We start from the raw sequence: 13,764 nt of genomic DNA, 5'->3' as shown, positions 1-13,764 counted from the left end.
TATTTCAAAGGTTTGGCGCCGACAATTCAAGTCATGTGTCGACGTTGCGCACAGGCGATGGATGATGCGGGAGAAAAAAGCCGTTCCGACCAGGCGGAAGACCGATATCAGAGAGCCGGATTCTGCGGCTTCAGCTTGACCTTGCGAGAGACGTGCGCCTTGAGGATGCGCGTCTTCAGCACGTTCGATGCCTTGAAGGTCATCACCCGGCGGGGAGAGATCGGAACCTCCTCGCCGGTCTTCGGATTGCGGCCGATCCGCTCGTTCTTGTCGCGAACCTGAAACGTGGCGAAGGAGGAAAGCTTGACGGTTTCGCCACGCACAATGGCATTGCAGATTTCGTCGATGACGGTTTCGACAAGTTCGGCGGATTCTGTCCGGGAAAGCCCAACCTTTCGGAAAACCGATTCCGCCAGGTCTGCTCGCGTCACTGTTTTTCCGGTCATGGTTTCCCCGCCCATTACAAATTATTTTGTGAAAGCGATCGAAGAGTATTTGTCTTGCGCCTCACGGTCAAGCTCTTGTTCGCCGCCAGTTTTTTAGGATTTGCGCTTACCAGCGCAAGAGAACAGCGCCCCAGGTGAAGCCGCCGCCCATCGCTTCGAGCATCACGAGGTCGCCCTTCTTGATGCGGCCGTCGCCGGCAGCAGTCGCAAGCGCGAGCGGGATCGAGGCGGCCGAGGTATTGCCGTGCAGGTCGACGGTGACGACAACCTTGTCCGCATCGATGTTCAGCTTCTTCGCCGAACCGTCGATAATGCGTCGATTGGCCTGGTGCGGCACCAGCCAGTCGAGGTCTTCGGCAGTTGTCCCGGTCGAATCGAAAGCGGCCTGAATGACATCGGTGATCATCCCGACGGCATATTTGAAGACTTCGCGGCCTTCCATGCGCAGCTTGCCGACGCTGCCCGTCGTCGACGGTCCGCCATCGACATAAAGCTTGTCCTTGTGCGAACCGTCGGAGCGCAGATGCGCGGTCAGCACGCCGCGATCGGCAGACGTCCCCTCACCTTCTGCCGCCTCGAGCACGATCGCGCCGGCGCCATCGCCGAAAAGCACGCAGGTGGTGCGATCGTTCCAATCGAGAATGCGCGAAAAAGTTTCGGCGCCGATGACGAGAACGCGCTTTGCAAGGCCGCCGCGGATATAGGCGTCGGCGGTCGTGACCGCATAGACGAAGCCGGTGCAGACGGCCTGAACGTCGAAGGCGAAACCGTGGCTCATGCCGAGACGGTTCTGGATGTTGACCGAGGTCGCGGGAAAGGTGTTGTCAGGCGTCGAAGTGGCGCAGATGATAAGATCGATATCGGCGGGCGTCAGGCCGCCATTGGCAAGCGCCGCACGCGCGGCCGCCTCGCCGAGCGAGGCCGTCGTTTCGTCATCGCCGGCGACGTGACGCTGGCGAATGCCGGTGCGCTGGACGATCCATTCGTCCGACGTATCGACGATGGCCTCCATGTCACGATTGGTCATCACGCGCTTCGGAAGTGCGGCTCCGAATCCGCGAACCACTGAACGGATCATATTCGATTGAACCCCATAGCTCATGCCGCTTCCGGGCCTATGGGAGGCAGCCGCTTGGCATGATATTTCTTAAGATCGTTTTCTATTTTCTGATTGAGGCCGTTCTTAGCCATATCGTAGCCGACCTCGATCGCAGCAGCGATGCCTTCGGCATTGGCACCGCCATGACTCTTGATGACGATGCCGTTCAGCCCGAGAAACACGCCGCCATTGACCTTGCTCGGGTCGAGCTTCTCACGAAGCATATCGAAGGCGCTCTTGGCGAAGAGATAACCGATACGGGCAAGCAGGGTGCGCGACATGGCGGCACGCAGATATTCGGCAATCTGCTTGGCGGTGCCTTCAGCGGTCTTGAGCGCGATATTGCCGGAGAAGCCTTCGGTGACGACGACGTCGACCGTGCCCTTGCCGAGATCGTTACCCTCGACGAAGCCGGAATATTCGAGCGAATCGATATTCGCCTCGCGCAACAGCCGGCCGGCCTCCTTGACCTCTTCCTGGCCCTTCACCTCTTCGACACCAACGTTCAGAAGGCCGATCGTCGGGCGTTCGATCTCGAACAACGCGCGCGCCATCGCGCCGCCCATCAGGGCAAAATCCATCAGTTGCTGCGCATCGGCGCCGATCGTCGCACCGACATCGAGCACGATGCTCTCGCCCTTCAGCGTCGGCCAGATCGCCGCGATCGCCGGGCGCTCGATATTGGCCATCGTGCGAAGACAGAATTTCGCCATCGCCATCAGTGCGCCGGTATTGCCGGCCGAGACGGCAACATCGGCGTCGCCGGTCTTCACCGCCTCGATCGAGCGCCACATGGTGGAGACATAGCGGCCGCGGCGCAGCGCCTGGCTCGGCTTCTCTTCCATGCTGACAGCAAGCTCACAGTCGTGAAAGACCGATTTTTCCCTGAGTTTCGGGAATTTGGCGAGAACGGGATCGCACTGTTCCTTAAGGCCGTAAAAAACGAAGGAAATATCCGGATGCCGGTCCAGCGCCTTGGCGGCGCCGGGGATGACAACCTGGGGACCAAAGTCGCCACCCATGAGGTCGAGAGATATTCTGATCACGCGTCCCTGATCCTTCTTTTCGCCGAGGGGCGAAATTTCGGCCAAAATACCGGTTTTGGCGTCGCATACAACTGAATTATGTCAAATGCCAGAGGTGCTTCAGTCCTTTTTCCAGTCCTTGAGGACCGCGAAAGCGGAGGGCTTTTTGTCGTTTTCGCCACTATCCTCGATATGGCCCTTGAACTCGACACCCTCCTTGCGGGGATAGGGATCGATCGCGAGAGCAGCGAATTCGGCAACCACCTCGCCGGCATCGATCGTGTCCCCGACAAAGGTCTCGGGCAGATCGGGACCATCGGGATCGAGCAGCATCTCGCCGGCGTCGTTACCGGGCTGGCGGGCAAGCTTGGAACCCTCAGGCACGAAGATCTGCTCGAAGCTTTCGTCGATCACGGCCTCGACCGGTTCCAGCGTCACGACGCAGGACTGAACGATCTTCGCGTGTACGCGGCCCTTGACACGCACGCCGTCGCGTTTCCAGCGGGCGATCTGCAGATCGGCGCTGAGATCGTCGACGGAGACGACGCTCCAGGCCTCGGCAAGCGCCTTCAACTCGCTGGCATCGGCCTCGATACGGACCTCGACGGGATTGGCCGAGATGTGGCCGACCTTGACGTGATAAGAGAAGGGAACATCCCGATCGTTCTTCATCGTTTCCTCCTTCAGGCGACCGGCGGCAGCGTTGCCGAGCCGCTAACGATCAGCTCTTCCGGAACGGCGGACAGATGGGATTCTGCGGCCATCATCCAGCTGGCCAGGCCGGACATATCGGCCGGTGTCTCGGTTTCCGGGTGGATATTGCGCGTTAATGCAAGCGCCAGCGCTTCGCCATCGCAGGCGTCCATCGCCTTCGAATAGGTTTCGAGCCGGCCGTAGAACATGCCGGCGAGCTTCTTCATGCGTTTCGGCACGCTGTTGTCGCCGATGCCGAGCTCGCGGATCGAGTAGTCGATGTCCTGAAAGAAGGCATCGACGATCTCCTGGGCAATCTCCTGACCGCTGACGGCCGAGGCGCGCGTGCGGCGAAAAAATAGAATCATCACGATCGACAGCATTTCGAAGCGGCCCATGACCGTATCCGGTACATTGAGCCGCTCGTAGAGATCGGGCATGCGCGCGGCTGCGGTCAGCGCCGCATATTGCCTGTCGACGATCACCTGATTGTTGTTTTTCTTGCTGAAGAGCCCGAGGATCATTGTTTTTTCCGGAAATGCCTCATTCTTCACGCCGGCTGGCGTCCGGCCTTGTTGCATGATTTCGAAAGCTGGTTTACCGAAGCAGGCGCGAATTGCAATGCCGATCGTAGCCTGTTTCGGGACGATGCCTTCGAGGTGTCGGCGGAACGAATTCGGGACACTCGACCCGGAATGGCCACAATGGTTTTGCAGGAGGAAGCGTGTAAGGCCCAAACGGCTGCTATCGACACTCAAGGGAGTAGATGTCGTTGAAGAAACGGTATTTCAAGTCTGACATGAAATTCTTCAGCAACGCGGCCATTGCCTTCATAATCGCCTCCACCACTGCTCTTTCCGGCTGCCAGACCAGCACCGTGCTCAACGGCGGCTATGTCGTCGATCAGCAGTCGCTCAATCTCGTTCCGGAAGGCTCCAGCCGCGAACAGGTCCTGCTGTCGCTCGGCACGCCGTCGACGACAGCGACCTTCGATGGTGAGGTTTTCTATTATATCTCGCAGCGTCGCACGCGCGCCGTCGCCTTCCAGAAGCTGAAGGTCGTCGACCAGACCGTTCTGGCCATCTATTTCGACAAGGGCGGCGTCGTCACCCGTCGCGCCAACTATACGCTGCAGGACGGCAAGGTCTTCGATACGATCTCGCGCGTCACGCCGACCGGCGGCAAGGAACTCACCTTCCTGCAGCAGATGCTCTCCGGCGGCAGCGCAGCAAGTGCTGCCCGCAGCCTGTTCGGCGGCGGCGCCGGCGGCACGCCGCAAAATCCGAGCAGCCTGCGCTGAGCGAACATGCTTTCCACGAAAAACCCGCCGGATCGCTCCGGCGAGTTTTTTAGTGGATGTCATCTCGGCCGGGGCGCACATCTCGGCCCAGTAAATTGTCGAGGCCTGCCCATCCGCCTGCCGGCACCCCCCGTTTTGACGGGGAGAAGGGGATATGCCGCAACCTCTCAGTCCCTCTCCCGCGTCTCGCAGGGCACGTCCCCTCTCCCCGTTTTTACGGGGAGAGGGTTCGGGTGAGTGGCAGTGGTTTGTTCAACTTATCCAGCCGGTTGCACACATCCACTGTTGCGGCATCAGCCCGCGAGAACGGCAAGCAACAGCAGCGCAACGATGTTGGTGATCTTGATAGCCGGGTTGACGGCGGGGCCGGCGGTATCCTTGTAGGGATCGCCGACGGTATCACCGGTGACGGAGGCCTTGTGCGCATCCGAGCCCTTCATGTGACGCACGCCGTCCTTGTCGACGAAACCGTCCTCGAAGCTCTTCTTGGCATTGTCCCAGGCGCCGCCGCCCGAGGTCATCGAGATGGCGACGAAGAGGCCGTTGATGATGACGCCGAGCAGCGATGCGCCGAGGGCTGCAAAGGCCGAGGCCTTGGACCCGGAGATCAGAAGCACGCCGAAATAGACGACGACGGGGGCAAGCACCGGCAGCAGCGAAGGCACGATCATCTCACGGATGGCGGCCTTGGTCAGCAGGTCGACGGCCTTGCCGTAATCCGGCTTTTCCGTGCCCTGCATGATGCCGGGCTTCATCTTGAACTGCCGGCGAACCTCCTCGACGATCGAGCCGGCGGCGCGGCCGACGGCTGTCATGGCGATGCCGCCGAACAGATAGGGAATCAGGCCGCCGAAAAGCAGGCCGGCGACAACATAAGGGTTCGACAGCTCGAACGAGATCGTGCCGATATTGGCGAAGTAGGGATATTGGTCGCCGTGGGCCGCAAAATACTGCAGGTCGTTGGCGTAGGCGGCGAAGAGCACCAGCGCACCGAGACCGGCAGAACCGATCGCGTAACCCTTGGTCACCGCCTTGGTGGTGTTGCCGACGGCGTCGAGCGCATCCGTCGACTTGCGCACTTCCGGCGGCAGATGCGACATTTCGGCGATACCGCCCGCATTGTCGGTAACCGGGCCGAAAGCATCCAGCGCAACGATCATGCCGGCAAGGCCGAGCATGGCGGTGACGGCGATGCCGGTGCCGAACAGGCCGCCGAGCTGATAGGTGGCGAGAATGCCGCCGACGATGACGATGGCCGGCAGGGCGGTCGATTCCAGCGAGACCGCAAGTCCCTGGATGACGTTGGTGCCGTGGCCGGTCACCGAAGACTGGGCGATCGAAACGACCGGACGTTTGCCGGTGCCGGTATAGTATTCGGTGATGACGACGATCAGCGCGGTAACGACGAGGCCGACGAGACCGCAGACGAATAGGTTCGTACCGGTGACGTCGGCGCCGGCAACCGTGCCGAGCGAGCCCCAGCCGACGGTCAGCGAGGTGGCGGCGCCAAGACCGACAATTGACAGCAGGCCGGTGACGATCAGGCCCTTGTAGAGAGCGCCCATGATCGAGCCGTTCGAGCCGAGCTTGACGAAGAAGGTGCCGATGATCGAGGTGATGATGCAGGCGCCGCAGATCGCCAGCGGATAGATCATCGCAGACTGGAGAATCGGCGCGCCGGCAAAGAAGATCGCTGCGAGAACCATGGTGGCGACGACGGAGACCGCATAGGTCTCGAAAAGGTCGGCGGCCATGCCGGCGCAGTCGCCGACATTGTCGCCGACGTTATCGGCAATCGTCGCCGGATTGCGCGGGTCGTCTTCGGGGATACCGGCCTCCACCTTGCCGACGAGGTCGCCGCCGACATCGGCGCCCTTGGTGAAGATGCCGCCGCCGAGACGGGCGAAGATCGAGATCAGCGAGGCGCCGAAGCCGAGCGCCACCAGCGCATCGATGACTTCGCGCGAGCCGCTCTCATGTCCGAGCCCGACGGTCAATATCGTGTAGTAGATGGAGACGCCGAGCAGCGCGAGGCCCGCCACCAGCATGCCGGTGATCGCACCCGACTTGAAGGCGATGTCGAGGCCGGCGGAAAGGCTGGCGGACGCCGCCTGGGCAGTGCGCACATTGGCGCGGACCGAGACGTGCATGCCGATGAAACCGGCAGCACCTGATAGTACGGCGCCGATCAGGAAACCGATGGCGGCGGTGGCGGAGAGAAGCAGCCAGGCAGCGATAAAAACAACGACGCCGACAAGCGCAATGGTTCTGTACTGGCGGGTCAGATAGGCCTGAGCGCCTTCGCGGATATAACCCGCGATCTCCTGCATCCGGCTATTGCCCTGATCGGCGGCAAGCACCGACCGGGTTGCCCAGGCGGCATAGACCACCGAGAGCAGACCGCATGCGATTACGCATAAAAGAATGGTCATTTCGCTCTTTCCTCCCATAGGCCGGAGCTCACTCCTTCTCCGGCAGATACGCCGCCGACTCGCCTTCCTCTCCACAGAATGCACAGCTAAGCGGTGCGGAGATTGCGTGGTCGATCACGTGGCGTCAAGCCCGCAAAGGCCGAAAACCATTGCGGTACGAAGAAAGACGTAGGGAGACGTTCGGCGGCTAAAGAGTTACTTCTTCGCCTCGCCGCGGACCTGCTTGGCGATTCGGTCGAGCACGGCATTGACGAGCTTCGGCTCGTCGTCATCGAAAAAGGCTCGAGCGATCTCGACATATTCGGTGACGATAACCGCCACCGGGACGTCTTTGCGATCGAGGAGTTCGAAAACGCCGGCACGCAGGATGGCGCGCACCGTGCTATCGAGGCGCGACAGCGCCCAATCATCCTGCAGCGCTGCAGCAATCAGCGGATCGAGGCGGACCTGATCACGCACGACGCCGGAGACGATGGAGCGGAACCAGGCGGCATCGGCCCTCAAATAGGTCGCGCCGTCGAGTTCCTGGCCGAGACGGTGCGCTTCGTATTCGGCGACGATTTCCAGAACGCCGGTGCCGCCGACATCCATCTGGTAGAGCGCCTGAACGGCCGCCAGGCGGGCAGCGCCCCGCTGGTTCGCAGTCTTGACCGGTCGTTCCGTCTTGTCGTCGTTCATTCGTTATGCACCCAGTTTCTGCTTCAGCGCGATCATCGTCAGCGCCGCACGAGCGGCAAACCCGCCCTTGTCCTTGTCCGAACGGCGGGCGCGCGCCCAAGCCTGTTCGTCATTTTCCACGGTCAGGATGCCGTTGCCGATGGCAAGGGATTCGCTGACTGCCAGATCCATCAGAGCGCGCGAGGATTCGTTCGATACGACATCGAAATGGTAGGTCTCGCCGCGAATGACCATGCCGAGAGCGACATAGCCGTCATAATGCGTGCCGCCATTGTCGTCCCCATCGAGTGCCATGGCAATCGCTGCCGGAATTTCCAACGCGCCGGGAACGGTGACGACCTCATAGGTGGCCCCGGCTTGCTCGAGCGCAAAGGTCGCGCCTTCGAGCAGCGCGTCGGCCATGTCGTCATAGAAGCGGGCCTCGACGATCAAAATATGGGGAGCGGTCTCTCTCGACATTGTTTACCTTCGGTTGGCGGGACTTTTTCCACTCGACAGCCCGCGGTCAAAACATGCCTTCATCGGAATGGCAAGCACTTTCGGCCGGTGCCGCAAATGCGAAAGAGGAAATATCGACAAGGGGATAGCCGAAACATCACTGCCGAGCCGGCCAAGCCTTCGAAATCCGCTTTTCCGGAAGCGCGGAAAACGGCAATTCGAAGGCTGTTTTCATGAAGAATTTTTAATGCGTTTTCAGTCGCTTAACCTATTGAATGGCGAAAACGGCACCGCCAATTCCTTATCGTGACGCAGACGATCCCCTGCACGACAGCCGACCGTCAAAGCAGATGAAAGGATTAAATCATGAACCGCATTGTCACAATCACCATCGCCGCAGCCCTCTCCTCCCTCGCATTTGCCGGCGTCAGCCGGGCCGAGAGCTTCGGAATGAACTCCGCCCAGGGCATCGAGCAGACGCTCAGGACCTTCCGGGGCAATGACTTCAATGTCGAGCAGGTTCGCAACTGGCACAATCTCGACGACGAAACGACAGGTCCGCGCTCGGCCCCGGAACGCTCCAGCCAGGCGATACGCGGCATCCAAGCCTCGATCGATGCCAACAGATCACTTGCACACCGTCTGAACAATGAGGGCGTCGATGTCCGCAACATCGTTAATGCCGAACAGGCGGCGGATGGAAGCGTGACCTTCTACGTCCGCTGAGGTCACAACCTGCTGCAAGCAACAGAGCGTCCGGCGCGTCCATCCGAAGCGCGGCGTTCGAAGCATGGGCGGCGGTCTCCTCTCCGCCCATGCCGAGGATTTTCCAGGGTCAGCGCCCCATCGCCATTGAATTTTCCGGCAAGATGATAGCTTCTCTTCCTGCAACAGGAGGACATCATGGCGGCGGAATCGAAAGCGGTCATCAATATCGCTGATCTCAAGCTCGACCACTGGAAACAGGGCGAGTTCTACGAAGGCGCCGACGTCTCGTTCGGCGTGCTGCTCGGCCTGGCGGGCCTCGGCATCAGCTACAATGAGGTTCCATCGGGCAAATCGAGCTGCCCCTTCCACAATCACCACGTCGAAGACGAGCTATTCTACGTGATCGCAGGCACCGGCGAATACCGCTTCGGTAGCGAGCGCCATCCGGTCCGGGCCGGTGACGTGCTCGGCGCACCGGCGGGCGGGCCGGAAACGGCGCACCAGCTCATCAATACCGGCACAACCACGCTCATCTATCTCGGCATTTCGACGCTGGCGAAAACCGAGATCGTCGAATATCCCGATTCCGGAAAGTTCCTCGCCAAGACCAACAGGGACGCGACAGTAACCGGGCGCTTCCGCCATATCGGAAGGACCGAAGGCGATCTTGACTATTGGGACGGCGAGCCCGGCGCCTGAACGCGATTTCCACAAGGACCCATCGTGATCGACATACCCACCCTAGAAACGGAGCGGCTGACGCTTCGCCCTCACCGTCTCGACGATTTCGAGGCGCATGCGGCGCTGTGGGCGGATGAAACCGTCGTCCGCTTCATTACCGGTGCGCCGTCGACGCGCGAGCAGAGCTGGAGCCGCATGCTGCGCATCGCCGGCATGTGGCACCATATGGGTTTCGGCTTTCTGGCGATCGTGCAAAAGGAAAGCGGCAGGTTCATCGGCGAAGCTGGTTTCCTCGAAGCCCGGCGCGATATGGAACCGTCGATCGAAGGAACGATGGAGATCGGCTGGGCGCTGATGCCCGCAGCCCACGGTCGCGGTTATGCCACAGAGGCGCTGACGGCTCTGATCGGCTGGGCGGAAGCGCATTTTCCGGGAAAGCCGATGAGCTGCATCATCTGTCCCGAGAACCACGCCTCGCTGCGGGTCGCAGCCAAACTCGGTTTCCGCGAGATGGTGCGCACGCAGTATAATGGCGAGGTCATTCAGTTTTCCCGTTAGGAAATTCGGCCAGCCGGGCAGCGTAACGCGCCATGGTGTCAACTTCGAAATTGACGAAATCGCCGGCCTTGCGCTCACCCCAAGTGGTGACGTCGAGCGTATGGCGGATGAGCAGGACGTCGAAATCGGAGCCGTCGACCGCGTTGACGGTCAGCGAAGTGCCGTCGAGTGCGATCGACCCCTTGGGGGCGACGAATTTCGCCAGATGTTCGGGCGCACGCAGGCGATAGCGGGTGGCGTCACCTTCCGATGTCACCGAGAGGATTTCCGCCTTGCCGTCGACATGGCCGGAAACGATGTGGCCGCCGAGTTCGTCGCCGATCTTCAACGACCGTTCGAGATTGATGCGGCTGCCTTCGCGCCAAGTGTCGATCGTCGTCAACCGCAGCGCCTCTTCCCAGGCTTCCACCTCGAACCAACGGCCATTGCTGCCTTCATCAGGCAGGCCGGTCACGGTGAGGCAGATGCCGGAATGGGAGATGGACGCGCCCATATCGATGGTCGCAGGATCATAACTTGTTGCGACGCGGAGCTTGATGCCCTCCTTCAGCGGGGAAACGGATTCGACTGTGCCGACATCGGTGACTATTCCGGTGAACATCAAAGCTCTCTCTCGTATTCGTCCAGGCGATCGTCGCCAAACGTTCGCGTGTCCATATGCATGAAACCGGATGGTATGTCGGTTGCCTGCAACGGGGATTCAATACCGCCCTTACCGATGACGATAGGCGACTGGTAAAGCTGGATACGGTCGACAAGGCCGGCGTCAAGGAAAAGCCGGGCAGTCTTGGCGCCGCCCTCGACCAGAAGCGAGGAAATGCCGCGCGTGGCAAGCGCCGGCAGCAGGACCTCGGGGTGATAGGGATTGCAGTAGACGATTTCGACACCGGCGGCTTCGAGCGCAGCGCGGCGGGAATTTATGACGGAGGGGTCAGTGGGTGGGGTACCCCCCTCTGCCCTGCCAGGCATCTCCCCCACAAGGGGGGAGATTGGCTGGGGGTTAGCTCCCTGCCCTACATCTTCTGTTGCTGGTGATGCTGAATCTGCTTGGGACGTCGGATCGCGCTCCTTGCCGATCTCCCCCCTTGTGGGGGAGATGTCCGGCAGGACAGAGGGGGGTAATCCCTCAGCATCCGCCGCCAACGGCGAAACGTCCTCGCTCGCCACCACGATGACCGGCACCTCCCGCGCCGTCTGAACCAGCTTGCTCGTCAGCGGCAATGCCAGCGCGGGATCGAGCAAGATGCGGATCGGCGACTGGGCTTCGAGCCCCGGGGTCCGCACCGTCAGCAGCGGGTCATCTGCTACAGCGGTGCCGATGCCGACCAGGATCGCATCGGTTTCGGCGCGGAGCGCCTGCACCTCTGCGCGAGCCTCCGGACCGGTGATCGCCACCTGCCCGGCCCCCTCACGGCCGATCATGCCATCGGCGGAAACGGCAAGCTTGAGAGTCACATAGGGGCGGTTCTTCGTTTGGCGGGTGAGATAGGCGGCCAGCGAACGCCGGCCCTCCGTCTCCAATACGCCGGCATCCACCTCGATGCCGGCTTGGCGCAGCATGGCGATGCCGCGGCCGGAGACGCGCGGATCGGGATCGGTGACGCTGATGACGACGCGGGCCACGCCATAGGCGATCAGCGCTTCGGCGCAGGGCGGCGTCTTGCCGTGATGCGAGCAGGGTTCGAGCGTCACATAAGCGGTAGCGCCACGGGCGAGTTCGCCGGCTTCGGCGAGCGCCTGCGGCTCGGCATGCGGGCGGCCGCCGAGCGCCGTGACCGCGTGGCCGACAATGATGCCATCTTTGACGATCAAGCAGCCGACAGAAGGGTTGGTGGCAGTGCGGCCGAGATGCTGACGCGAGAGGTGGATCGCAGCCGCCATGAAACCTTCGTCATCCGCCGTGACGCTCATGGCTCATCTATCCAGCGGGTCGCGGGCGATCTTGGCGTTGATTTCGGAAATGACCTTCTCGAAATCCTCGGCAAGCGAGAAATCCCGGTAGACCGAGGCGTAGCGCACGAAGCCGACATCGTCGAGGCTCTTCATCGCTTCCAGCACCTGCAGCCCGATCTGCTCGGAGGAAATTTCGGTCTCGCCGGAACTTTCGAGCCGGCGGACGATGCCGGAGACGGCGCGCTCAATGCGATCCCGCTCAACGGGGCGCTTGCGCAGCGCCACTTCGAAGGAGCGCACCAGTTTGTCGCGATCGAAGGGCACCTTGCGGCCGGTCTTCTTGATGACCATCAGCTCGCGCAGCTGAACGCGCTCGAAGGTGGTGAAGCGGCCGCCGCAATCCGGACAGATACGCCGCCGGCGGATGGACGTATTGTCCTCCGCCGGACGCGAATCCTTGACCTGGGTATCTTCCGAACCGCAATAGGGGCAGCGCATCGCTACTCCTTACCCCATGTAGCCATACATGGGGAAGCGGTCTGTGAGGTTGACCACTTTGCCGCGCACGGCGGCTTCGACGGCGGCGTTGCCGTCATCGGAATTGGCGACCTTGAGGCCGTCGAGAACTTCGACGATCAGGTTGCCGATTTCGCGGAATTCGGCCTCCTTGAAGCCGCGCGTCGTGCCGGCCGGTGCACCCAAACGCACGCCTGACGTGACGAAGGGCTTTTCCGGGTCGAAGGGAATGCCGTTCTTGTTGCAGGTGACGTAGGCGCGGCCGAGCGCTGCCTCGGCGCGCTTGCCGGTGGCGTTCTTCTTGCGCAGGTCGACGAGCATCAGGTGGTTGTCGGTGCCGCCGGAAACGACATCGAGGCCGCCTGCGATCAGCGTTTCGGCAAGCGCCCGGGCATTCTTGACGACCTGGGCGGCATATTCCTTGAATTCCGGCTGCAGCGCCTCGCCGAAGGCGACGGCCTTGGCGGCAATGATGTGCATCAGCGGACCACCCTGCAGGCCGGGGAAGACGGCCGAATTGAACTTCTTGGCCAGATCCTCTTCATTGGTGAGGATGACGCCGCCGCGCGGGCCGCGCAGCGACTTGTGGGTCGTCGTCGTCGCGACGTGGCAATGCGGGAACGGCGACGGATGCTGACCACCGGCGACAAGACCGGCGATGTGGGCCATGTCGACCATCAGATAGGCGCCAACCGAGTCGGCGATCTCGCGGAAACGCTTCCAGTCCCAGATACGGGAATAGGCGGTGCCGCCGGCGATGATCAGCTTCGGCTTGTGCTCTTCGGCCTTGCGGGCGACTTCATCCATGTCGAGCAGGTTGTCGCCTTCGCGCACGCCGTAGGAAACGACGTTGAACCACTTGCCGGACATGTTGACCGGCGAACCATGCGTGAGGTGGCCGCCCGAATTCAGGTCGAGACCCATGAAGGTGTCGCCCGGCTGCAGCAGCGCCAGGAACACGGCCTGGTTCATCTGCGAGCCGGAATTCGGCTGAACGTTGGCGAAATTGACGCCGAACAGCTTCTTGGCGCGCTCAATCGCCAGCTCCTCGGCAATGTCGACGAACTGGCAGCCGCCGTAATAACGCTTGCCGGGGTAACCCTCGGCATATTTGTTGGTCATGATGGAGCCCTGGGCTTCCAGCACGGCGCGGGAGACGATGTTCTCGGAAGCGATCAGTTCGATCTCGTGCCGTTGGCGACCGAGTTCCTTTCCGATCGCGCCGAAGATTTCCGGATCGACGTCCGCAAGCGAGCGATTGAAGAAGGATTCGGTGGAAGCATTGGTCATGGGCGGG

At 61.5% G+C, this 13,764-nt stretch carries 16 protein-coding genes; 4 read left to right on the top strand and 12 right to left on the bottom strand.

The window, feature by feature from the left end:
- Window positions 1-107: 107 nt before the first annotated feature.
- The 5 genes from Tal182_RS08290 to Tal182_RS08270 all read right to left on the bottom strand — a co-directional run bounded on the left by Tal182_RS08290 (window position 108) and on the right by Tal182_RS08270 (window position 3,844).
- On the bottom strand, window positions 108-446 hold the full coding sequence (locus Tal182_RS08290; protein WP_009987526.1) for an integration host factor subunit alpha: 339 nt from the start codon (window positions 444-446) through the stop codon (window positions 108-110).
- 106 nt (window positions 447-552) lie between these two features.
- Window positions 553-1,524, bottom strand: a complete 972-nt coding sequence (locus Tal182_RS08285) for a beta-ketoacyl-ACP synthase III (protein ID WP_064811671.1) — start codon at window positions 1,522-1,524, stop codon at window positions 553-555.
- 20 nt (window positions 1,525-1,544) lie between these two features.
- Complete coding sequence (gene plsX, locus Tal182_RS08280) at window positions 1,545-2,591, bottom strand: phosphate acyltransferase PlsX (RefSeq protein ID WP_064806069.1); 1,047 nt, start codon at window positions 2,589-2,591, stop codon at window positions 1,545-1,547.
- A gap of 99 nt (window positions 2,592-2,690) precedes the next feature.
- On the bottom strand, window positions 2,691-3,242 hold the full coding sequence (locus Tal182_RS08275) for a DUF177 domain-containing protein (RefSeq protein WP_064810078.1): 552 nt from the start codon (window positions 3,240-3,242) through the stop codon (window positions 2,691-2,693).
- Between the two features lie 11 nt (window positions 3,243-3,253).
- On the bottom strand, window positions 3,254-3,844 hold the full coding sequence (locus tag Tal182_RS08270; RefSeq protein ID WP_085859134.1) for a ubiquinol-cytochrome C chaperone family protein: 591 nt from the start codon (window positions 3,842-3,844) through the stop codon (window positions 3,254-3,256).
- Window positions 3,845-4,029: 185 nt separating this feature from the next.
- On the opposite strand from Tal182_RS08270, the gene Tal182_RS08265 reads away from it, so the two are divergent.
- On the top strand, window positions 4,030-4,563 hold the full coding sequence (locus tag Tal182_RS08265; RefSeq protein WP_012483371.1) for an outer membrane protein assembly factor BamE: 534 nt from the start codon (window positions 4,030-4,032) through the stop codon (window positions 4,561-4,563).
- Window positions 4,564-4,856: 293 nt separating this feature from the next.
- Here Tal182_RS08265 and Tal182_RS08260 read toward each other — a convergent pair whose 3' ends face one another.
- The 3 genes from Tal182_RS08260 to Tal182_RS08250 form a co-directional block, all read right to left on the bottom strand.
- Window positions 4,857-6,995 carry a sodium-translocating pyrophosphatase gene (locus Tal182_RS08260; RefSeq protein ID WP_085777719.1) on the bottom strand — a complete coding sequence of 713 codons (2,139 nt, stop codon included), beginning with the start codon at window positions 6,993-6,995 and terminating at the stop codon, window positions 4,857-4,859.
- 195 nt (window positions 6,996-7,190) lie between these two features.
- Window positions 7,191-7,673 (bottom strand): transcription antitermination factor NusB, encoded by a 483-nt coding sequence (gene nusB, locus Tal182_RS08255; protein ID WP_085859133.1) that lies wholly within the window; start codon window positions 7,671-7,673, stop codon window positions 7,191-7,193.
- A 3-nt stretch (window positions 7,674-7,676) separates the two neighbouring features.
- Window positions 7,677-8,132 (bottom strand): 6,7-dimethyl-8-ribityllumazine synthase, encoded by a 456-nt coding sequence (locus Tal182_RS08250; protein ID WP_085859132.1) that lies wholly within the window; start codon window positions 8,130-8,132, stop codon window positions 7,677-7,679.
- 345 nt (window positions 8,133-8,477) lie between these two features.
- Here Tal182_RS08250 and Tal182_RS08245 point away from each other — a divergent pair, with 345 nt between their 5' ends.
- From Tal182_RS08245 to Tal182_RS08235, 3 genes are all read left to right on the top strand, one after another.
- Window positions 8,478-8,837: a hypothetical protein gene (locus tag Tal182_RS08245; protein WP_064801701.1), complete on the top strand. Its 360-nt coding sequence runs from the start codon at window positions 8,478-8,480 to the stop codon at window positions 8,835-8,837.
- Window positions 8,838-9,014: 177 nt separating this feature from the next.
- Window positions 9,015-9,518, top strand: a complete 504-nt coding sequence (locus Tal182_RS08240; protein ID WP_085859131.1) for a cupin domain-containing protein — start codon at window positions 9,015-9,017, stop codon at window positions 9,516-9,518.
- 24 nt (window positions 9,519-9,542) lie between these two features.
- Window positions 9,543-10,058, top strand: coding sequence for a GNAT family N-acetyltransferase (locus Tal182_RS08235; RefSeq protein WP_085859130.1), 516 nt, complete (start codon window positions 9,543-9,545; stop codon window positions 10,056-10,058).
- Here Tal182_RS08235 and Tal182_RS08230 read toward each other — a convergent pair.
- From Tal182_RS08230 to glyA, 4 genes are read right to left on the bottom strand one after another with little or no spacing between them, the layout of a single operon-like run.
- On the bottom strand, window positions 10,039-10,659 hold the full coding sequence (locus Tal182_RS08230) for a riboflavin synthase (protein WP_085859129.1): 621 nt from the start codon (window positions 10,657-10,659) through the stop codon (window positions 10,039-10,041). The genes Tal182_RS08235 and Tal182_RS08230 overlap by 20 nt on opposite strands.
- Window positions 10,659-11,969, bottom strand: coding sequence for a bifunctional diaminohydroxyphosphoribosylaminopyrimidine deaminase/5-amino-6-(5-phosphoribosylamino)uracil reductase RibD (gene ribD, locus Tal182_RS08225; protein WP_085859128.1), 1,311 nt, complete (start codon window positions 11,967-11,969; stop codon window positions 10,659-10,661). Before ribD ends, Tal182_RS08230 begins: the two co-directional genes overlap by 1 nt.
- A 3-nt stretch (window positions 11,970-11,972) precedes the next feature.
- Window positions 11,973-12,449, bottom strand: a complete 477-nt coding sequence (gene nrdR / locus Tal182_RS08220; protein ID WP_003547190.1) for a transcriptional regulator NrdR — start codon at window positions 12,447-12,449, stop codon at window positions 11,973-11,975.
- Between the two features lie 9 nt (window positions 12,450-12,458).
- Entirely contained in the window at window positions 12,459-13,757 is a 1,299-nt protein-coding gene (glyA, locus tag Tal182_RS08215; protein ID WP_064801692.1) for a serine hydroxymethyltransferase, read from the bottom strand.
- Window positions 13,758-13,764 lie beyond the last annotated feature (7 nt).

It is taken from the genome of Rhizobium sp. TAL182, from assembly GCF_002117725.1.
Lineage (GTDB): Bacteria > Pseudomonadota > Alphaproteobacteria > Rhizobiales > Rhizobiaceae > Rhizobium > Rhizobium esperanzae.
This window is presented reverse-complemented; position numbering and strand designations above follow the sequence as displayed.